The sequence below is a fragment of the Bradyrhizobium sp. LB13.1 genome (assembly GCF_054056815.1).
Genome location: NZ_JBSRYQ010000001.1, coordinates 6,508,158 through 6,526,050, shown reverse-complemented (window position 1 = coordinate 6,526,050; position 17,893 = coordinate 6,508,158). Strand labels below are relative to the sequence as shown.

Annotated in this window: 10 protein-coding genes and 3 pseudogenes; all 13 read left to right on the top strand. The window is 65.9% G+C overall.

Features of this window, described 5'->3' with window-relative positions; genetic code table 11:
- Window positions 1-65: 65 nt before the first annotated feature.
- The 13 genes and pseudogenes from ACVWYI_RS31565 (at window position 66) to lpxC (ending at window position 17,658) form a co-directional block, all read left to right on the top strand.
- Window positions 66-1,539 (top strand): annotated as a pseudogene (locus tag ACVWYI_RS31565) (UDP-N-acetylmuramoyl-L-alanyl-D-glutamate--2,6-diaminopimelate ligase).
- Window positions 1,536-2,909 (top strand): annotated as a pseudogene (locus tag ACVWYI_RS31560) (UDP-N-acetylmuramoyl-tripeptide--D-alanyl-D-alanine ligase); the annotation flags it as partial. The pseudogenes ACVWYI_RS31565 and ACVWYI_RS31560, both read left to right, overlap by 4 nt.
- Window positions 2,910-3,099: 190 nt before the next feature.
- A complete protein-coding gene (gene mraY, locus ACVWYI_RS31555; protein ID WP_247347744.1) occupies window positions 3,100-4,203 on the top strand; it encodes a phospho-N-acetylmuramoyl-pentapeptide-transferase in 1,104 nt (367 codons plus the stop codon).
- 7 nt (window positions 4,204-4,210) lie between these two features.
- On the top strand, window positions 4,211-5,611 hold the full coding sequence (gene murD, locus ACVWYI_RS31550) for a UDP-N-acetylmuramoyl-L-alanine--D-glutamate ligase (protein WP_456664110.1): 1,401 nt from the start codon (window positions 4,211-4,213) through the stop codon (window positions 5,609-5,611).
- Window positions 5,612-5,856: 245 nt separating this feature from the next.
- Window positions 5,857-7,008, top strand: a complete 1,152-nt coding sequence (gene ftsW / locus ACVWYI_RS31545; protein ID WP_247442556.1) for a putative lipid II flippase FtsW — start codon at window positions 5,857-5,859, stop codon at window positions 7,006-7,008.
- Between the two features lie 166 nt (window positions 7,009-7,174).
- Window positions 7,175-8,275, top strand: a complete 1,101-nt coding sequence (murG, locus tag ACVWYI_RS31540) for an undecaprenyldiphospho-muramoylpentapeptide beta-N-acetylglucosaminyltransferase (protein ID WP_354049297.1) — start codon at window positions 7,175-7,177, stop codon at window positions 8,273-8,275.
- 123 nt (window positions 8,276-8,398) lie between these two features.
- On the top strand, window positions 8,399-9,802 hold the full coding sequence (gene murC / locus ACVWYI_RS31535; RefSeq protein ID WP_354049299.1) for a UDP-N-acetylmuramate--L-alanine ligase: 1,404 nt from the start codon (window positions 8,399-8,401) through the stop codon (window positions 9,800-9,802).
- A 4-nt stretch (window positions 9,803-9,806) separates the two neighbouring features.
- Window positions 9,807-10,727, top strand: a complete 921-nt coding sequence (gene murB / locus ACVWYI_RS31530) for a UDP-N-acetylmuramate dehydrogenase (protein ID WP_456664109.1) — start codon at window positions 9,807-9,809, stop codon at window positions 10,725-10,727.
- Window positions 10,728-10,749: 22 nt separating this feature from the next.
- Window positions 10,750-11,736, top strand: coding sequence for a D-alanine--D-alanine ligase family protein (locus ACVWYI_RS31525; protein ID WP_456664108.1), 987 nt, complete (start codon window positions 10,750-10,752; stop codon window positions 11,734-11,736).
- 350 nt (window positions 11,737-12,086) lie between these two features.
- Complete coding sequence (locus ACVWYI_RS31520) at window positions 12,087-13,115, top strand: cell division protein FtsQ/DivIB (protein WP_456664107.1); 1,029 nt, start codon at window positions 12,087-12,089, stop codon at window positions 13,113-13,115.
- Window positions 13,112-14,434: a cell division protein FtsA gene (ftsA, locus tag ACVWYI_RS31515; RefSeq protein WP_247347727.1), complete on the top strand. Its 1,323-nt coding sequence runs from the start codon at window positions 13,112-13,114 to the stop codon at window positions 14,432-14,434. Before ACVWYI_RS31520 ends, ftsA begins: the two co-directional genes overlap by 4 nt.
- 87 nt (window positions 14,435-14,521) lie before the next feature.
- The gene (gene ftsZ, locus ACVWYI_RS31510; protein WP_456664106.1) at window positions 14,522-16,327 is read left to right on the top strand and encodes a cell division protein FtsZ; all 1,806 of its coding nucleotides are present in this window, start codon (window positions 14,522-14,524) and stop codon (window positions 16,325-16,327) included.
- 360 nt (window positions 16,328-16,687) lie between these two features.
- A pseudogene (gene lpxC / locus ACVWYI_RS31505) lies at window positions 16,688-17,658 on the top strand (UDP-3-O-acyl-N-acetylglucosamine deacetylase).
- The last annotated feature ends 235 nt before the right edge of the window (window positions 17,659-17,893 follow it).

Genomic DNA, 17,893 nt, shown 5'->3' with positions numbered 1-17,893 from the left:
CGCCGCTGAGTCGGGATTTCCCGGAAGATTCGGCGCTCCGGGTGCGGCATGTCGACTGGAAGACCATGAAGCTGCGCGACCTCCTAGGTCAGGATGTTCTGGGCAATGATGCCGCACTCGAGCCCGCTGTCGCGGCGCTCGATGTGAACGGCGTTGCCCTCGACAGCCGCGTGGTCAAGCCGGGCGATCTCTTCTTCGCACTTGCGGGCAGCAAGACCGACGGTGCGCGCTTCATCGATGCCGCGATTGCCGCAGGTGCGGTGGCGGTCGTCGGCGACCATGCGCCGGCGGCCAGCAAGGTGCCGTTCGTCGCGGTCGCCAATCCGCGCCGCGCGCTGGCGCTGGCCGCGGCAAGATTCTTCCCCGCGCAGCCCGCGACCATCGCCGCGGTGACCGGCACCATGCGGCAAGACCTCGGTCGCGGCGTTCACGCGCCAGATCTGGGAACGGCTCGGGCACGCCTCCGCCAGCATCGGCACCATCGGCCTCGTTTCACCCAAGCGCACCGTCTACGGCTCGCTGACGACGCCCGATCCCATCGCGCTGCACCGGCAGCTCGACGAGATCGCGCGCGAGGGGGTCACGCATCTCGCCTTCGAGGCGTCCTCGCACGGGCTCGATCAGTATCGCCTCGACGGCGTGCGCGTTTCCGCCGGCGGCTTCACCAATCTCTCGCGCGACCACATGGATTATCATCCGACTGTCGCGCATTACCTCGCGGCCAAGCTGCGCCTGTTGCGCGAGCTGGTTCAGCCTGGAGGCGCGGCTGTGATTTCGGCCGATCATGATTGCTCGGCGGAGGCGATCGACGCGGCAAAGTCGCGCGGCTTGCGCGTGATGGCGGTCGGTCGCAACGGCGACGGGGCAGGCGAGGGCATTCGTCTCGCCGGTGCCGAAGTCGAAGGGTTTTCGCAAATGCTCGCGCTCGAGCATCGCGGCAGTCGCTATGCGATCCGGCTGCCGCTGGTCGGCGAATTCCAGATCGAGAACGCGCTGGTGTCGGCCGGCCTTGCCATCGGCACCGGCAGCGACGCCGCAAATGTGTTTGCAAGCCTGGAGCATCTCGAAGGCGCCAAGGGTCGGTTGGAGCGCGTCGGCGAACGCAATGGCGCGCCGATCTTTGTCGATTACGCGCACAAGCCCGATGCGCTGGCGAAGGCGCTGCAGGCGTTACGTCCCTACGCCAGGCGCAGGCTGATCGTCGTGTTCGGCGCCGGCGGCGACCGCGATGCAGGCAAGCGTCCGATCATGGGCGAGATCGCCGCTGACAACGCCGACGGAATCATCGTCACCGACGACAATCCGCGCAGCGAGAAGCCGGAGGCCATCCGCGCCGAGATCCTCGCGGCCGCCAAGGGCGCGCGCGAAATCGGCGACCGCGCCGCGGCGATCCGCATTGCGATCGAGGAATTGGAAGAGGGCGATGCGCTGCTCATCGCCGGCAAGGGACACGAGACCGGGCAGATCGTCGGCGGAGAGGTTTTGCCCTTCAGCGATCACGAGGCGGTCGCCGCCGCATTAGCGTCGAGGATTGCATGAGCACGCCAGTATGGACGGTGGCCGAAGTGGCGCGTGCGCTGGGCGCTGTGGGATCATTCCCGGACACGCCGATCGATGTCGTCACCCAGGACAGCCGGCTGGTGAAACCGGGCAGCCTGTTCGTCGCGCTGAGCGGCACGCCGAGCGGCGGCTTCATCTCGGCCTTCGCCAGCGCGCGTGATGGTTGGGAGTTCGCGGACAAGGCGGAAGCTTCCGGCGCGGTCGCGATGATCGTGCCGCACCAGATCGCCGGCATCCGCATTCCCCAGATCGTCGTCAAGGACACGCTGATCGACGGTCTCTGGGGCCTCGCGCGTGCCGCACGCGTACGCTTCAAAGGACCAGTCATCGGGCTCACCGGCAGCGCCGGCAAGACCAGCACCAAGGAGTTTCTGGCCGCCTATCCCGGCGCCTATGCCAGCCCGGCGAGCTTCAACAATTTCTGGGGCGTGCCGCTGACGCTGTGCAATGCGCGGCCCGATGCCAGTCTCTGGGTCGTCGAGATGGGCATGAACCAGACCGGCGAGATCGCGCGGCTCAGCGAACTGACGCGGCCGACGGTTGCGCTCGTCGTCAACGTCCAGCCGGTGCATCTCGAGAAGCTCGGCTCGCTCGAAGCCATCCGCCGCGAGAAGGTGTCGATCGCCCTCGGCCTGTCCTCGGACGGCGTGCTGGTGCTGCCCGCCGGGATCAAGGCGCCGGACTGGAAGGGCAAGGTCGCACGCTTCGGCGAGAAAGCCGAAGTGCACGAGGTCGCGCACGCGCCGCATGGCGACAGCTGGCAAGTCGTGGCCGCGCTCGGCAAGAAGGAGATCGCCTTCAGCCTGACGCCGGGCGCGCCGCACCGCGTGCAGAATGCGTTGGCCGCGCTTGCTTCGATTCGTGCGGCCAACCTCGATGCGGCGACGCTTGCGACCAAGCTCGACCGCGTCGGCATCATGACCGGCCGCGGCGTCGAGCAAGCGGTCGGCGGCGTCACCGTGATCGACGACAGTTTCAACGGCAACCCGGCCAGCGTTGCTGCTGCGCTGCAAAGCCTCCAGGCGCGCAACATGACAAGCGGCCGCCGCATTGCGGTGCTCGGCGATATGCTGGAACTGGGCGACGGCGCGCCGGGCTATCACACCGACCTCGCCAAGCATCTCAACGGCATCGACGGCGTCTATTGCGTCGGGCCCTTGATGCGTCACCTCTTCGAGGTGCTCCCCGCCGGCAAGGGTCTCGGCTGGCACGACGATCCCGTCACGCTGAAGCCGGGCGAGGTCGCAAATCTGCTGAGGGCAGGCGATGTCGTGGTTGTCAAGGGCAGCAAGAAGGTGTTCTGGGTCAACAAGTTTGTGCCGGGCCTAGTGGTCGCCTTGCAGTGCAAAGGCGTAAACTGCTTGGAAGGCGCTGCTCCCGAATCCCACCCTTTGCGGCGCGAAACCGTCCGTTTTCTTGAGAGGTCGCCCGACCCCATGATGAAGACCAGCGAATGCGCGTGAGGCACGTCGAGGCCAATACCAACACGGCCATAACCACGGCCAAAAACGCGTGCGAAAGCGCCATAGGACCGTCTGAATGTTTTACTGGCTGATCGAGCTCTCCAACACATTTCCGGGCTTCGGTGCCGTTCGCACCTTCCTGAACGTCTTCCGCTACATCACCTTCCGCACCGGCGGCGCGGTCGTCACCGGCGCGCTGTTCGTGTTCCTGTTCGGGCCCTGGATCATCGACCATCTGCGCCTCCGCCAAGGCAAGGGCCAGCCGATCCGGGCCGATGGCCCGCAATCGCATCTCGCCAAGAAAGGCACGCCCACCATGGGCGGGCTGATGATCCTGTCCGGCCTCACGGTCGGCACCGTGCTGTGGGCCAATCCGCTCAACCCCTACGTCTGGATCGTGCTGGCAGTGACACTCGGCTTCGGCTTCGTCGGCTTCTATGACGATTATCTCAAGGTGACCAAGCAGACCACGACGGGCTTCGGCAGCAAGCTTCGCCTGCTGATCGAGGCGGCCATCGCGCTGGTCGCCTGCTATGCGCTGGTGCGGCTGAACCGCGATCCCGCGTCGACCGCGCTGACGATTCCTTTCCTGAAGGACACCGTGCTGCATTTCGGCTGGTTCTTCATCGTGTTCGGTGCCTTTGTCATCGTCGGCGCCGGTAACGCGGTGAACCTCACCGACGGTCTCGACGGCCTTGCCATCGTGCCTGTGATGATCGCGACCGCGAGCTTTGCGATGATCGCCTATCTCGCCGGCAACGCGGTGTTCGCCGATTATCTCCAGATCAAATATGTCGCCGGTACCGGCGAACTCGCGGTGCTCTGCGGCGCGCTGCTGGGCGCCGGCCTCGGCTTCCTCTGGTTCAACGCGCCGCCGGCCTCGATCTTCATGGGCGACACCGGCTCGCTTGCGCTCGGCGGCATGCTGGGTGCGATCGCGGTGGCGGTGAAGCACGAGATCGTGCTCGCGGTGATCGGCGGCCTGTTCGTGCTGGAGGCGGTCTCCGTCATCGTGCAGGTGGTGTCGTTCAAGATGACCGGAAAACGCATCTTCCGGATGGCGCCGATCCATCACCATTTCGAGCAGCTCGGCTGGACCGAGCCGCAGATCGTGATTCGCTTCTGGATCATCTCGGTGATGTTGGCGCTGGCCGGCTTGTCGACCTTGAAGCTGCGGTGACCGGTCGATGATCCCCGTGACGTCCTTTGCCGGCAAGACGGTCGCAGTGTTCGGCCTCGGCGGCTCGGGGCTCGCGTCTTGTCACGCGTTGAAAGCGGGCGGCGCCGAGGTGATCGCCGCCGACGACAGTGCCGAGAACGTCGCCACGGCCGCGCAGGCGGGCTTCATCACGGCTGATTTGCGAAACGTCTCCTGGGCGAATTTCGCGGCGCTGGTGCTCGCGCCCGGCGTGCCGCTGACACATCCGGTCCCGCATTGGAGCGTGCTGAAGGCGCGCGAGGTGGGCGTCGAGGTGATCGGCGACATCGAGCTGTTCTGCCGCGAGCGGCGGCGGAACGCGCCGGACGCGCCGTTCGTCGCCATCACCGGCACCAACGGCAAGTCGACCACGACGGCACTGATCGCGCACCTGACGAAAGTTGCCGGCTACGACACCCAGATGGGCGGCAATATCGGCACTGCGATCCTGTCGCTGGAGCCGCCGCGCATGGGCCGCGTCCACGTCATCGAGATGTCGTCCTACCAGATCGACCTCACGCCCTCGCTCGATCCCTCCGTCGGCATTTTGCTCAATGTCAGCGAGGACCATATCGACCGTCACGGCACCATCGCGCATTACGCCGCGGTGAAGGAACGCCTCGTTGCCGGTGTGCAGGGCGGCGGCACCGCGATCGTCGGTGTCGACGACGGGTTTTGCCGCGACATCGCCGACCGGCTCGATCGCGCAGGCAAGAAGGTGGAGCGCATTTCCGTCAAGAACCCGTTGGCGAGCGGCATCCATGTCGAGCACGGCACCATCGTGCGCAATTCGGGCGGCGCCCGCAGCGAAGTTGCCAGACTTGGTGGCATCGGCTCGCTGCGCGGCCTGCACAATGCGCAGAACGCGGCGTGCGCCGCAGCCGCCGCGCTCGCGATGGGCATCAGCCTCGATGTGCTTCAGAACGGCCTGCGCAGCTTTCCGGGCCTTGCACATCGCATGGAGCAGGTCGGCCGCCGCGGCAACGTGCTGTTCGTCAACGACTCCAAGGGCACCAACGCGGACGCCACCGCGCATGCGCTGTCGTCCTTCGGCGATATCTTCTGGATCGCCGGCGGCAAGCCGAAGGCGGGCGGCATCACTGGGCTCACCGGCTACTTCCCGCGCATCCGCAAGGCCTATCTGATCGGCGAGGCCGCACCGGAGTTTTCCGGCACGCTCGGCACGCAAGTTCCGCACGAGATCAGCCAGACCCTCGACGTCGCCGTCGAGCACGCCGCGCGCGATGCCGAGGCGTCGGGCATCACTGACGCGGTCGTCCTGCTGTCACCCGCCTGCGCGTCCTTCGATCAGTACCGCAACTTCGAAATCCGCGGCACCAGGTTCCGCAAATTGGTGCAGGCACTGCCGGGTGTGAAGCCGGTGGTGTAGGAGCTCCCGTGTCCCGGACGCCGTGCGGCACGAAGTGACGCTCCGCAGAGCCGGGACCGAGAAGCCGCAATAGACCCCGGCTCTGCAGCGCACCGCCATAGCGTGTCGAAGACGCGCGTAAACGCGCTTATAGCGCTGCGCAGCGTCCGGGGCACGAGACTCTCCACAAGTTCATCGATCTCATTAACCCCCCGTAAACCAACCTCGGCGACCAATGGACCGACCTCTCTCCGAAAGCGGCCGCCATGCTCTCCCGTGAAGAACGCACCCCCTTTTCCGAGTGGTGGTGGACCGTCGACAAGCCGCTGATGGGCGCCATCCTGGCGCTGATGCTGACCGGCGTGATCCTGTCGCTGGCGGCGAGCCCGCCGGTTGCGACCCGCATCGGGCTCGATCCCTTCCACTTCTTCAGCCGTCACGTGCTGTTCCTGGTGCCGTCCTGCATCGTGCTGCTCGGGGTCTCCTTCCTGTCGCCGCGCGCGATCCGCCGCAGCGCGCTGATCATCTTCACCGTCAGCATCATCCTGATCGTGCTGACGCTCGCGATCGGCCCTGAGGTCAAGGGCTCGCGGCGCTGGATCACGCTGCTCGGCGTCAATATCCAGGCCTCTGAAGTGGCCAAGCCATCCTTTGTCGTCATCGCGGCCTGGCTGTTTGCGGAATCGACCAAGCGTCCGGAAATGCCGGCGACCTCGATGGCGCTGGTGCTGCTCTTGATGCTGGTGTCGCTCCTGGTGATGGAGCCGGACTTCGGCCAGACCATGCTGATCCTGATGGTGTGGGGCTCGCTGTTCTTCATCGCGGGCATGCGGATGATCTGGGTGTTCGGCCTTGCCGGGCTCGGAGCGGCCGGACTGTTCAGTGCCTACCTGTTCGTCCCCCACGTCGCCGGCCGCATCAAGCGCTTCATGAATCCGGCCTCCGGCGACACCTTCCAGGTCGATACCGCGATGGAAGCCTTCTACAACGGCGGCTGGTTCGGGCTCGGACCGGGCGAGGGCATCGCCAAGCGCAGCCTGCCGGACAGCCACACAGACTTCGTGTTCGCGGTCGCCGCCGAAGAGTTCGGCATCATCCTGTGCCTCGCCATGCTGGCGCTGTTCGCCTTCGTCGTCATCCGCACGTTGTCGCGCGCCTATGCCAACGAGGACATGTTCTCGCGCTTTGCGGCCTCGGGTCTTGCGATCCTGTTCGGCGTGCAGGCGGCGATTAACATGTCGGTCAACCTCCAGCTCATCCCCGCCAAGGGCATGACGCTGCCGTTCATCTCCTATGGCGGCTCCTCGATCGTGTCGCTGGCCTATGGCGTCGGCATGATGCTGGCGCTGACGCGGCTGCGCTCGCGCACGGAGGTCGAGGCAAGCGGCCACGCCGAGGCGATGCGCAGCTACGCGTGACCCTCACCCTGAGGAGCCGCGCTACGCGCGGCGTCTCGAAGGGCGAGGCCACCGGCCGGGCCTGCATCCTTCGAGACGCGCGAAGATGCGCTCCTCAGGATGAGGATCAGGCAGTCTGGCCGGCTCGCTCGCAATAACGAGGGAGACACTGTAAAACTCCCCCACCATGGACAAATCCCCCCTGATTCTTCTCGCCGCGGGCGGCACCGGCGGCCATCTGTTTCCGGCCGAGGCGCTCGGCGTCGAATTGATCCGGCGCGGCTTCCGTGTCCGCCTCGTTACCGACGAGCGCGCGCTGCGCTACAGCGGGCTGTTCACCAAGGACATGATCGACGTCGTATCGAGCGAGACCGCGCGCGGCCGCAATCCGCTGCAGCTCGCCTATGCCGGCCTGACGCTCGCCGCCGGCACGCTGTCCGCTTACAGCCTGATCAAGCGATTGAAGCCGGTCGCCGTCGTCGGCTTCGGCGGCTATCCGACGCTGCCGCCGCTGGTCGCGGCAAAATTCGCCGGCGTGCCCGGCATCATCCATGACGCCAATGCGGTGCTCGGCCGCGCCAACCGGTTCCTGTCGAGCCGCGTCCGCGCCATCGCGACGTCGTTGCCCGGCGTGCTCGACCGCGATCGGGCGCTATCCGGCAAGACCACGACCGTCGGAACGCCGATGCGACCGGCAATCCTCGCCGCAGCCGACGTGCCATATGCTGCGCCTGAAGTGAACGGCCCGCTGCGCCTGCTCGTCGTCGGCGGCAGCCAGGGTGCACGCATCATGGCCGACATCGTGCCCGGCGCGATCGAGCGCCTCGAGCCTGCGTTGTGGAGCCGGCTCGTTCTCACCCAGCAGGTGCGCGACGAGGACATGGCGCGCGTGCGCGCGGTCTACGACAAGCTCAAGATCAATGCCGAGCTTGCGCCGTTCTTCACAGATCTGCCGGCAAGGCTCGCCTCCAACCATCTGGTGGTGTCGCGCTCCGGTGCCGGCACCGTGGCCGAACTCGCCGCGATCGGGCGGCCCTCGATCCTCGTGCCGCTGCCCGGCGCGATCGACCAGGACCAGTTCGCCAATGCCGGCGTGCTGGCCAAGGTCGATGGCGCGATCCGCATCCTGCAGACCGAGTTTTCCTCCGATCGCCTCGCCGCCGAGATCTCCGCCTTTGCCGCCGAGCCCGCGCGTCTTGCCGCCATGGCCGAGGCCGCCCGCAGCGCCGGCCGGCTCGACGCGGCCGAGCGGCTGGCGGATCTTGTGGTCAAAGTTGCGGGAATCTGACGCGAAAAAGCCCTTGTCTTCGCCTTCTAAAGCGGGGCATCCAGTAGGAAAGGCCCGCGGCTGATTTGGCCGTGACCATCGCCAGAGCCGCTCTTGCAGGGCGGCAAGGTCAGGGAACAACGCATGAGACTGCCGCGCGAGATCGGACCCATCCACTTCGTCGGGATCGGCGGGATCGGCATGAGCGGCATCGCCGAAGTGCTGCTCAATCTCGGCTATTCCGTGCAGGGCTCGGACGCGTCCGACAATTACAATCTCGACCGTCTGCGCAAGAACGGCGCGAAGGTCTCGGTCGGCCACAAGGCGGAGAACGTCGACGGCGCCGAGGTCGTCGTGGTCTCCACCGCGATCAAGCGCGACAATCCGGAACTGATGGCGGCGCGCGAACGGCGCATCCCCGTGGTGCGCCGCGCCGAGATGCTGGCCGAGCTGATGCGGCTGAAGAGCTGTGTCGCCATCGCCGGCACCCACGGCAAGACCACGACGACCACGATGGTCGCGACGCTGCTCGACGCCGGTGGCCTCGATCCCACCGTGATCAACGGCGGCATCATCAACGCCTACGGCTCCAACGCGCGTCTCGGTGCGGGCGACTGGATGGTGGTCGAAGCCGACGAGAGCGACGGCACATTCCTGAAGCTGCCGACCGAGGTCGCGATCGTCACCAATGTCGATCCCGAGCATCTCGATCACTTCAAGACCTTCGAGGCCGTGCAGGACGCGTTCCGAAACTTCGTCGAGAACCTGCCGTTCTACGGCTTTGCCGTGATGTGCATCGACCATCCCGTGGTGCAAACGCTGGTCGGCAAGATCGAGGACCGCCGCATCATCACCTATGGCGAGAATCCGCAGGCCGACGTGCGTTTCCTCGATCTGACCCCGATGGGCGGCGGATCGAAGTTCAAGGTCGCGTTCCGCGATCGCAAGACCGGCCGCGTGCACGAGATCGCCGATCTCATGCTGCCGATGCCGGGACGCCACAACGCCTCCAACGCGACGGCCGCGATTGCGGTCGCGCGCGAGCTCGGGGTGTCGGACGAGGCGATCCGCAAGGCGATCGCCGGCTTCGGCGGCGTCAAGCGCCGCTTCACCAAGACCGGCGAGTGGAACGGTGTCACCGTGATCGACGATTACGGCCATCATCCGGTCGAGATCGCCGCGGTGCTGAAGGCCGCGCGGGAGTCCACCAACGGCAAGGTCGTCGCCGTGGTGCAGCCGCATCGCTACACCCGCCTGGAGTCGCTGTTCGAGGAATTCTGCACCTGCTTCAATGATGCGGATGCGGTGATCGTCGCCGAGGTCTATGCCGCAGGCGAGACGCCGATCGAAGGCATCGACCGCGACCATTTCGTCTCAGGCCTTCGCGCGCACGGCCACCGCGAGGTGATTCCGCTGCCGGCGGCGCCGGAGCTTGCGGGCATCATCAAGGCAATCGCAAAGCCGGGCGATCTCGTGGTGTGCCTGGGCGCCGGCAACATCACGCAATGGGCGTATGCGCTCCCCGGCGAATTGAAGGCGCTGGGGTAGGGCAGTGAGCTTTCCCGACATCACCCCCGCTCTCAAAGCCGCGATGCCTGAGCTGCGCGGCCGGCTGCTCGCGAACCAGTCGCTCGCCGAGCTCACCTGGTTTCGCGTCGGCGGTCCCGCGCAGGTGCTGTTCACGCCGGCGGACGAGGACGACCTCGCTTATTTTCTCGCGCATCTCGCAAGCGACATTCCCGTCTACGTCGTCGGCGTCGGCTCCAACCTGATCGTGCGCGACGGCGGCATAGCGGGCGTGGTGATCCGGCTGGCGCCGCGTGCCTTTGGCGAGGCGAGCGCGAGTGGCGATGTCGTCACAGCTGGAGCCGCCGCGCTCGACAAGCGCGTGGCGGAAGTCGCCGCTTCCGCCAATATCGGCGGGCTCGAATTCTACTTCGGCATTCCCGGCACGATCGGCGGAGCGCTGCGCATGAATGCGGGCGCCAATGGCGGTGAGACCAAGGACGTGTTGATCGAGGCGCGAGGCGTCGGGCGCGACGGCACGAAGCACGTCTTCTCCAATGCCGACATGAAGTTCGTCTACCGCAACAGCGGCATCGATCCCTCCATCATCTTCACCTCCGCGGGTTTCCGCGGCGAGATCAGGGATGCCGAGGCGATCCGCGCGCGCATGGCGGAGGTGCAGACCCACCGCGAGACCGCGCAACCGATCCGCGAAAAGACCGGCGGTTCGACCTTCAAGAATCCGCAAGGCCATTCCGCCTGGAAGCTGGTCGATGCCGCCGGTTGCCGCGGTTTGCGCGTCGGCGGGGCTAAGGTCTCCGAGATGCACTGCAATTTCCTGATCAACACGGGTGACGCCACCGCGCACGACATCGAGACTCTGGGCGAGACCGTGCGTGAACGGGTGAAGGCAAATTCCGGAATTGAGCTACACTGGGAAATCAAGCGGATCGGAATTCCCGGCTAATTTGGACAAGCGACGAGAGAACATGCGCATCACCATCCTCTTCGGCGGCTCCAACCGCGAACGTCTGGTTTCGGTCGCGTCAGCCCAGGCGCTGCATCAGGCGCTGCCCGAGGCCGATCTCTGGTGGTGGGACGTCGAGGACAAGGTGCATGTCGTGCAGTCCAAGCAGCTGCTCGAACATGCCCGCCCGTTCGAGGACGAGTTCAAGCCGGGTACATCAGGCATTCCGCTGGCGCAGGCGCTCGACCAGGCCAAGGCGGAGGACCGCGTGCTGGTGCTCGGCCTGCATGGCGGGCGTGCCGAGAACGGCGAATTGCAGGTGATGTGCGAGGCGCGCGGCGTGCCGTTTACCGGATCTGGCTCGGCCTCCTCGCATCTCGCGTTCGACAAGATCGCGGCCAAGCATTTCGCCGCGCTCGGCGGCGTGACGCCGCCGGCCAACGTTGCGCTGGACGAGATCGACGAGGCGTTCGCCGAATACGGCCGGCTGATCGCAAAGCCCGCGAAGGATGGCTCGAGCTACGGCCTGATCTTCGTCAACGCCAAGCAGGATATCGTCGCCGTCCGCAACGCGGCGAAGCACGAAGAATACGTGATCGAACCCTACATCGCCGGCGTCGAGGCGACCTGCGGCGTGCTGGAGCGGCCGGACGGGTCGATCATCGCGCTGCCGACGATCGAGATCATTCCGGGCGAGGGTAGCTTCGACTACGCCGCGAAATATCTCCTGAAGTCGACCCAGGAGATCTGCCCCGGCCGCTTCACGGCGGAGATCACCGCCGCACTGAAGCAGCAATCGATGCTGGCGCACCGGGCGATGTCCTGTACCGGCTATTCCCGTTCGGACTTCATCGTCTCGGACAAGGGCCTGGTCTATCTCGAAACCAATACGCTGCCGGGCCTTACCAAGTCATCGCTCTATCCCAAGGCGCTGAAGGCGGAGGGCATCGAATTCGTCGACTTCCTGCGCGGCCTGGTCGAGCTCGCCGTGCCCCGTGTGCGAAAATAATTAGGATTGGTTAACGGCCGAAGCGGCGAAACGGCCGGTTTTGGAACCCAAAACCGGTAAAATGCCAGACATTGCGGCATAAATGCCTCACCGGCCTGGGCAAAAAGCTCTCGCCGTTAACGAACTTTACCTTTTGTTTACCAGGACGTCCGAAGGTTAACGCTGGCGGCGCATATGACGCTTTGGCTGCCGGCGCGTGGACCGTTGCGGGTGTTGTCACCTCCAGCGAACGCTCTGAAGGGGAGAGGTTTTCTTCTGCTGAAGACCAGCACCCGGCCCGGCAAGTCCGAGACGTCATATTCGCCAGGACCCGCGCGATGTCGCGGGCAAACTGTTGACGAGCTCGTGCAATGGATGGAGCAGGAAGCCTCACTCGGTCGCTTTTCAGATCGCTGAGGCCCCAAGCTGACCTGAAGGCGGCCGCTGTCGGAGCGGTCGTGCTTCTGCGCGAGTGGGTGCAGGACAAGCGCGAGGAAAGACTTCACGGCGCCCGCGCGGCCGCCAGGGACAAGACCAAGGCCAAAGCCGTCGTCGAGCGCGAGCCGCCGCCGCGCGTGGTCGCGCTGGTCGAGCGCTTTATGCCGCGCCGGGTCGGGATCAGCATGACGGTGCTGCTCCTGATCGGAAGCTGCGGCTTCGGTATCGTCAAGGGCGGCCATCTCCAGGATTTCATCACCGCGGTCAACGACACCCGCAACGCGCTGGCCAATTCCGCGGGCTTCCGCATCACCTCCGTCGTGATCAACGGCCGCAAGCAGCTCAGCCAGGATGAGATTCTGGCGATCGGCAGCGTCAGCGGCCGCTCATCGCTGCTGTTCCTCGACGCCGACGCCGTGCGCGACAAGCTCAAGGGCAATCCCTGGATCGCGGATGCGACCGTGCTGAAGCTCTATCCGGGCCAGCTCATGATCGAGCTCACCGAGCGCAAGGCGTTCGCGCTGTGGCAGGAGGCCGGCCGGCTTTCCGTCATCGCCGATGACGGCGCCGTGCTCGAGCCCTATGTCTCGCGCCGGTTCCTGTCGCTGCCGCTCGTGGTCGGCAAGGGCGCCGATACGCAGGCCCGCGATTTCCTCGCGCTGCTGGCGCGCTATCCGCAAGTCAATTCGATCACCAAGGCCGCGATCTTCGTCGGCGAGCGGCGCTGGAACCTGAGGCTCAAGGATGGCCTCGATATCCGACTGCCCGAGCAGGACGTCGGCAACGCGCTTGCGATGCTGTCCAGGCTCGACAAGGAGGACAGGCTGTTCTCCCGCGACATCGTCGCCGTCGACCTGCGCCTGCCCGATCGGCTTGTGGTGCAGCTGTCCGAGGACGCCGCCAAAGCGCGCGAAGATTTGTTCAAGGACAAGAAGAAGAAAAAGACCGGGGACGCCGCATGACCGGTCTTGATCGCACCCAAACGCCGAAGACACGCCCGATGTCGCACAAGCGCAGCGGCCTCGTCGCCTGCCTCGACATCGGTACCAGCAAGATCGCCTGCATGATCGCGCGGCTGAGGCCGTCGGCGCCGAGCGAAGCCCTGCGCGATCGGACCCATGCGGTGGAACTGATCGGTTACAGCCAGATCCAGTCGCGCGGCATGAAGGCCGGCGCGGTGGTCGATCTAGGCGAATGCGAGCAGGCGGTGCGCCAGGCCGTCGGGCTTGCGGAGAAAATGGCCAAGGTGCGGGTCGAGTCCGTGTTGCTGTCGGTCTCCGGCGGCCGGCTCTCCGGCCAACTGGTCGAAGCTGCGGCCGACATCCGCGGTGGCGCCGTGACGCCGGCCGATGTCAGCCGCGTCACCTCCACCGGCATGCGCCACGCCACCGGCGAAGGCCGCACGGTGCTGCACGCGCTGCCGGTCGGCTACACGCTCGACGGCGTCAAAGGCATCCGCGATCCCCGCGGCATGGTCGCGCATCAGTTCGGCGTCGACATGAACGTCGTCACCTGCGACGCCACCGTGGCGCGCAACCTGATGCTGGCGGTCGAACGCTGCCACATCAACGTCGAAGCCATGGCGGCGAGCCCCTATGTGGCCGGCCTGTCGGTGCTGACCGACGACGAGGCCGATCTGGGCGCGGCCGTCGTCGAGATGGGCGCGGGCACGACAACGATCGCGGTCTATTCCGGCGGCCGGTTCGTGCATGCCGCGGGTTTTGCGGTCGGCGGGCAACATATCACGATGGATCTGGCGCGCGGACTCTCCGCGACCATTGCCGATGCCGAGCGAATCAAGACGTTATACGGGACCGTCATCACCGGCGGATCGGACTCGCGTGAGCTGATGTCTGTACCGACAGCCGGTGACGAACAGGATCTGCCGCAGATCGTCTCCCGCGCTACCATCGCCAATATCGTCAAGCACCGTGCCGAGGAAGTCTTCGAAATGGTTCGGGACAAGCTGAAGGATTCGCCCTTCGCCTCGGAGCCCAACGGCCGCGTCGTGCTCTCCGGCGGGGCCTCGCAGCTCACGGGCCTCGTCGAACTCGGAACGCAGATTCTCGGCCGGCCCGTGCGGGTCGGACGTCCGCTCGGATTCGGCCGGCTGCCCAACGAGGCGAAGAACGCCGCGTTCGCGGTGCCCGCCGGACTTCTCGTCTACCCGCAATATGTTCACCAGGAACATGTCGAACCGCGGCATACGCGGCAGCAGGTCAAGACAGGGACAGGCGGCTATTTTGGAAAGGTCGGACGATGGCTACGCGAGGGCTTCTGATGAACCGGTTCCGCAATCTTCGAATTTCACCAACTCCCGCGGCCGTCGGCCGGGGCGAACCCACGCGCGCGTGATCGAGAGGCAAACATGACCATCAGCATCAATGCTCCTGATATTCACGAACTGAAGCCCCGCATCACCGTGTTCGGCGTCGGCGGCGCCGGTGGTAACGCCGTCAACAACATGATCACGGCGGGCCTTCAGGGCGTCGACTTCGTCGTCGCCAACACCGACGCGCAGGCGCTGACGATGTCGAAGGCGCAGCGCATCGTGCAGATGGGCACGGCGGCGACGCAAGGATTGGGCGCAGGCTCGCAGCCGGTCGTCGGCGCGGCCGCGGCCGAAGAGGTGATGGACGAACTCCGCGACCATCTCTCGGGCGCCAACATGGTGTTCGTCACCGCCGGCATGGGCGGCGGCACCGGCACCGGTGCGGCTCCCGTGATCGCCAAGATCGCCCGCGAGATGGGCATCCTTACCGTCGGCGTCGTGACCAAGCCCTTCCACTTCGAGGGCGGCCGCCGCATGCGCACTGCGGAAGCGGGCATCAACGAGCTGCACAAGGTCGTCGATACGCTCCTGATCATCCCGAACCAGAACCTGTTCCGGGTCGCCAACGAGAAGACCACCTTCGCCGACGCCTTCGCGATGGCCGACCAGGTGCTCTATTCCGGCGTTGCCTGCATCACCGATCTGATGGTCAAGGAAGGCCTGATCAACCTCGACTTCGCCGACGTGAGAGCGGTGATGAAGGAAATGGGCAAGGCGATGATGGGCACGGGCGAAGCCTCCGGCGACAAGCGCGCGCTGACCGCCGCTGAAGCCGCGATCGCCAACCCGCTGATCGACGATAGCTCGATGAAGGGCGCCAAGGGCCTCCTCATCTCCATCACTGGCGGCAAGGATCTCACCCTGTTCGAGGTCGACGAAGCTGCGACCCGCATCCGCGAGGAAGTCGACCAGGACGCCAACATCATCGTCGGCGCAACCTTCGACGAAGCGCTCGACGGCCTGATCCGCGTCTCGGTCGTCGCCACCGGCATCGAACAGGCCGCGATCGCCCGCAACAGCCAGGCCACCAGCGCTCCCGTCGCGAACGCGGCACCGCAGGCACCGCAGGCTCCCGCTGCTCCGGCCGCGGTTGCCGAGAGCCGCCTCGCCGATCTGACCGCGCGGTTGCGCGCCGACAATCAGCGCATGGCCGAGCGCGCCCAGAAGCTGGAAACGCAGATCCCGGGCGCCGCACCGGGCCAGTTTGCCGCCGCTCCCATGGCTCCGCGTGCGAACGTCGAGCGCGCTGCGCTCGCCGCCATCGCTGCCGCCGTTGCGGACGTGCCGCAGGCTCCCGCCCCGATGCAGACCTATGGCGACGTCACCGTGCGCCCGATCGCGCAGAAGCCCACGCTGTTCCCGGAGCCTGAGCAGGCGCCGATGGCCATGCATGAGCAGATGACGCCGGAAACCTTCATCCCGCCGCAGGCGGAGCGTGCGCCGGTCCGCACACCGCGGATGCCGCGTATCGAAGAACTGCCGATGCCGGCCCAGGCCGAGCTTCGCCAGGCCCGCGGCGAGCTTGAAGAAGAGACCCCGCAGAAGACCCGCCTGTCGCTGCTCCAGCGCCTCGCCAATGTCGGCCTAGGCCGTCGCGACGAGGAGAGCGAGGCGCCGATCGCGGCCCGTACCGCCGGTCCCGCGATGCCGCCGCTGCCCGATCGCCGGACCCAGAAGACCGTGGCGCAGCAAATCGCGTCCAGCGAGCCGGTGTCCGAGTATGCCCGCCGTCCCGCGCCGCAGGGCCTGGACATGCATGGCCGTCCCGCGCCTGTTGCCCCGGCGCCACAGGGAGACGACCATCTTGATATCCCGGCCTTCCTGCGGCGGCAGGCGACCTGAGGATTGTTACAATAAGGCAGACGAAAAAAGGTCCCGGCGGGAAGCTTGCCGGGACCTTTGCTTTTGTCCGGTACATATCCGGATTGCGTCGCCAAGCAGCTGATTTTAAATCATTAATTACGTATTCGATGGTTCAGTAAAACTGCCGATAACGGTCCCGAACCTCGCTCTAATTTGGTTAAGCCTTGGCGCGAATACGGCAGGTTTGGGGTAACAATCGGTAAAAAAGCGTGAGTTGGCGCTGTTTGAGGCAGTGACTATGGTTTGCCGTGACTTGGGGATACGGATTCGGCGCGGGCGGCCTTGGCCGGTTAGTCGGGTTCAGTATAAGTCGCGATGGTCGTAGTGGGGCGGTTCCTGATGAAATTTAGCCGGCAAACAACGCTTCGTGCGCAAGCCTCCGTGGCAGGCGTCGGCGTTCATTCCGGTCTTCCCGTCACTCTCACGCTTGGGCCCGCTTCTGTCGACGCGGGTTTTATTTTTGTCCGCACAGGGCTCGAGGGAAGTGACCGCGAAGTTCAGGCGACCGCCGAGCAGGTGATCGCGACCGATTTCGCCACCGTCCTCGGCGATCGCGCAGCGGCCCGCTGGTTTCCACCGCCGAGCATGTACTTGCTGCGCTGCGGGGCATGGGCGTCGACAACGCCATTATCGAGATCGACGGGCCGGAAGTGCCGATCATGGACGGCAGCGCCGCGGCCTTCATTGCAGCGATCGATCAGGCCGGCATCGTGACCCAATCGGCACAGCGCCGCTTCATTCAGGTTTTGAAGCCGATCTCGGTCAAGGTCGGCGATTCCTTCGGCGAGATCAGGCCCTACGCCAACGGGTTCCGCGCCGAGGTCGAGATCGACTTCACCAATCCTGTCATCGGCCAGCAGAGCTACGCCTTCGACCTCAACCCGGAACGTTTCCGCCGCGAAGTCGGCCGGGCCCGGACTTTCGGTCTGATGTGCGACGTCGCGCGGCTCTGGAGCGCCGGCTATGCGCTCGGCGCCTCCTTCGACAACACCGTCGTGTTCGACGAGGAGCGGCTGCTCAACACCGAAGGCCTCCGCTACGCCGACGAATGCGCCCCCCGCCACAAGGTGTTGGACGTGATCGGCGACCTCGCGCTGGCCGGTCTGCCGCTGCTTGGCGCCTATCGCTCGGTCCGTGGCGGCCACAAGCTCAACCACGCCGTCCTGACCGCGCTGCTCGCCGACCGGACCGCCTGGCGGGTGGTCGAGGGCGAGGCGGCCCGCCGCACCACCGCGCGTCCCATGGGCGAAGTCGGTCGTGGCATCGTCGGCGGCCGGATCGCCGCGGCCTACGGGCCGGACGTTTCCTGAAGAAAGACCTGGCCTGACGGACCTCTCGTCGCGGCCACTTGTACCCGCCGACCCCGGGAAACTCCTGGTAACGATGATCGGCTAGGATCGCGGCGCGTTCGCCTTAATCCGGGCGAAATGCCTGCCTATCCGGTTGGTTCAAGATCGTTTTTCGGTTACACCGGCGTAGTCGCATGGCAGGCACCACGGCTACTTTTCGCGCCCATGACGCGGTTCATGGGCTGGCGGACACCGC